A 2,928-nucleotide genomic window follows, 5' to 3' on the forward strand; every position below is an offset into this window, starting at 1 on the left:
TCTTGTTTTCGATCTTCTTCTTCTTGGCTTAACCAAGAACGAAGAACAGGTCCTCGCTCTGGAACGAAGAACGAGTTTTCCTCGGAGAACGGAGAACCGATGACGGTCAACGTGGTTTTTCATCAGCGGAAAGCGGTTCATATTAAATAGGGTCAGACTCCATTTTTCACACTAAACGAGAAATCGAAGGCAAAAAACTGTGAGGGGCTACTTATACACAAAAAGAAAAGACGGAGCCTTTTTCCTGCTACGCCCACGAAGACACCCCCATGCAGAGAGATCACTCCATGGCTTTTCTGGCAGCCGCGGACTTTTTCACTGCATTATCTTTAGATGATTTGATTATCGAGCTCATGACTTCGCCCTCGATAAGCTAAGGAAGTGAACGCAAAAAAACATAGAAGAAGTAAGGAAGATATCAAAGAGTTCTTGATTTTCTCGACTACAGCAGTGGAAGACTTTCTAGAAAAGAACGGCTTTAAGTCGTGAAAGCCTTCTGATTACTCAAGGGCATAATTACATCTTGCGGATCTACACCGGCGGGAAGAAGCTGGTGGAACAAACTGAAAGACACTGCGCACGATTCTGAAGACATTTACAGACTTCAAGACCCTACTTCGAATAGAGTTGCTTTGAAAACTAATGAGCAACATCCTCTTTGCCGCATGCTAATGTTGGTTCTTATAGTCAGGAAAGAATTGCTGTACTTTTGCCGAAGGCATTATCCAGACAATAGCGAAGATTTGACTTATATTAACATATATGCTAACATTAACATGTCTGTTGGAGCAGTTATGGGACTTGTTAGATGGAAGAATTACTCAGTTTTTTTTTTCGATGAAGAAGGCGGCAACGATTATGTCGGTGATTTCATTGATACCCTCTATGAAAAGGATAGTGCGACGGCCGCAAGAATACTGAACTTGTTCATAAAGAGACTGGCAGAGGGAAAAGGAGTCACCCAGGAGTGTTACGACCAGCATTTAAAAGGAATAGCATCATCCGACATCTTTGAGTACAGGGACAAATCGACGCTCCTTAAGAAGCAAATACGCATCTATTTTGGCGCTCATAGGCAGACTAAGACCATCGTATTTGTTTGTGCAGGTTTCAAAGGAAGTAAGGCAGAGCAGAAGAGAGATATAGATACGGCAAAACAAAGATACAGGCGATACATTTCTATGTTTTGATGTCATTAGGAGGGTGTGAGTAATATGGCAACATTTGAGCAACTTCTCAAGAGACTTGAGAAGAATGAGGGGTACCAGAAAGCCCAGGAAGAATTCAGTCCGTTATTTGATTTTGTAAACGCGCTTACTGATTTGCGAATCGAAAAAGGTCTGACACAAAAGGATCTAAGTAATCTTACAGGTATAGCTGTGCCTACTCTTTCACGCATCGAAGCTGGCAAACAGAATCTTTCATTCAAAACTATGCAAACACTCGTCAATGCTCTTGGAGGAAAACTGCGCATCACACCGAAAGCGGACTCTGTTGTAGAGCTTAACTCTAAGGCGAAAGAAGCACTTGAAAGACTCGTCGAAAAGACTGGAATGGGGGAATCAGAGCTTATTGAAGTTCTTGTATCTATATACGAACAAGTGGTGGATGGTGCAGGCAAGCAGAGCATTGAAACAATGAATAGCTATAAATAGGGTCAGACTCCATTTTCACATGAAGAAGATTACGTATTGAGCTTTGATCCCGAAGGTTTGGTTGATCTACTGGAGGACCTGAGAATACTCGACCCCATTTTCAACAACTTCAATCCACGCGAGTTGGCAATCGGTCTGATCGACCTCATAGAAGGTTTCCTTCCAGATGGCATCGATATGCCTGACTGGCTTGAGGATATTCTAGCTCTAAATAGGGTCAGACTCCATTTCCACATGAAGGTGAAATCGAAGACAGAAGTCTGTGAGAGTGCTTCTAAGGACAGAAAAGAGAGATTAAGCACACCCTTTCTACTGCTCCGCCTACGGGGGCACCCACATTCTAAGGGAATAAACCACTATGGTTCACATGAAAACAACGTTGTCCGTCATCGGTCCACTGTCCTCCAAAATAGATCAGTTGCAAGTGCCAAGATGAAAGTTGCAAGCCATAGAGCAAAAAACTCAAGTTCCGTCTGAACTTCTTTTAGCATCACGTTTCTTCGATATTAACAGTCGGGAAAGAACATTCTTGAGAGCGTCGCTTCGAGGAAAAAAATTCAATAACAAGCGTGTTATCGCGTGCAATGCACAGACTGCCACATTTGAGATACATGTTATCGATACGTGGTCGAGCTAATATAGGGCTTCCTGAAAAAGCATACAAAGCGCATGAATAGTGAAGTACAGGCGAATAATGTGGTATAATGGTGCAAGGGGAAACAAGGTATAGACTCAAAAAGCTTGCGCCGAGGTGATGACGAAGATGTTTCTGAGGAGACATAAAGAGAACCAGATGGAAATGGTTGGATTCGGAGGATCACTGACAAGAGTACTGTCAAAAGAGAATCAATGGGTTCGACTGAGTGAGATCATACCGTGGAAAGAGATTGAAGACAGATATGCTAAATTGTTTGCAGACTCTGGAATGGGAGCACCTGCAAAGAGTGCAAGGATCGCATTTGGTGCACTGGTAATACAGGCGATGAAGAACTACACCGATGAAGAGACAGCAGCACAGGTTGCGGAGAACCCGTATTTGCAGTATTTTCTGGGAATGAAAGAATACCAGGTGGTTCCATTGTTTGACGCATCCATGATGGTGCATTTCAGAAGGCGCTTTGGCTTTGAGAATGCAAAAGACATCAACGACATGATCATACAATACATCCAAAGAGCTGAAAGACCAACAAAAGAAGAACCGCCTTTATCCAGAGATAACGATGGTGACATTACAAAACAGAACGACCAGGGAAACACGCAGCAACACAACGAT

General features: G+C 43.0%; 4 protein-coding genes. All 4 read left to right on the forward strand.

Features of this window, described 5'->3' with window-relative positions:
- Positions 1-743: 743 nt before the first annotated feature.
- Entirely contained in the window at positions 744-1,190 is a 447-nt protein-coding gene (locus B3157_RS00070) for a hypothetical protein (protein WP_292587835.1), read from the forward strand.
- Positions 1,191-1,214: 24 nt separating this feature from the next.
- Entirely contained in the window at positions 1,215-1,655 is a 441-nt protein-coding gene (locus tag B3157_RS00075) for a helix-turn-helix domain-containing protein (protein ID WP_292587837.1), read from the forward strand.
- A gap of 36 nt (positions 1,656-1,691) precedes the next feature.
- The gene (locus tag B3157_RS00080) at positions 1,692-2,132 is read left to right on the forward strand and encodes a hypothetical protein (protein WP_292587839.1); all 441 of its coding nucleotides are present in this window, start codon (positions 1,692-1,694) and stop codon (positions 2,130-2,132) included.
- A 286-nt stretch (positions 2,133-2,418) separates the two neighbouring features.
- On the forward strand, positions 2,419-2,928 hold a 510-nt coding region (locus B3157_RS00085; protein WP_292587841.1), incomplete at its 3' end, for a transposase.

The organism is Mesotoga sp. UBA5557 (genome assembly GCF_002425715.1).
In the GTDB taxonomy this organism is placed as follows: Bacteria; Thermotogota; Thermotogae; order Petrotogales; family Kosmotogaceae; genus Mesotoga.

What these genes read in the sequence shown, in the direction of transcription:
- B3157_RS00075 (WP_292587837.1), top strand. Translation starts at nt 1,215, where the DNA reads ATGGCAACATTTGAGCAACTTCTCAAGAGACTTGAGAAGAATGAGGGG.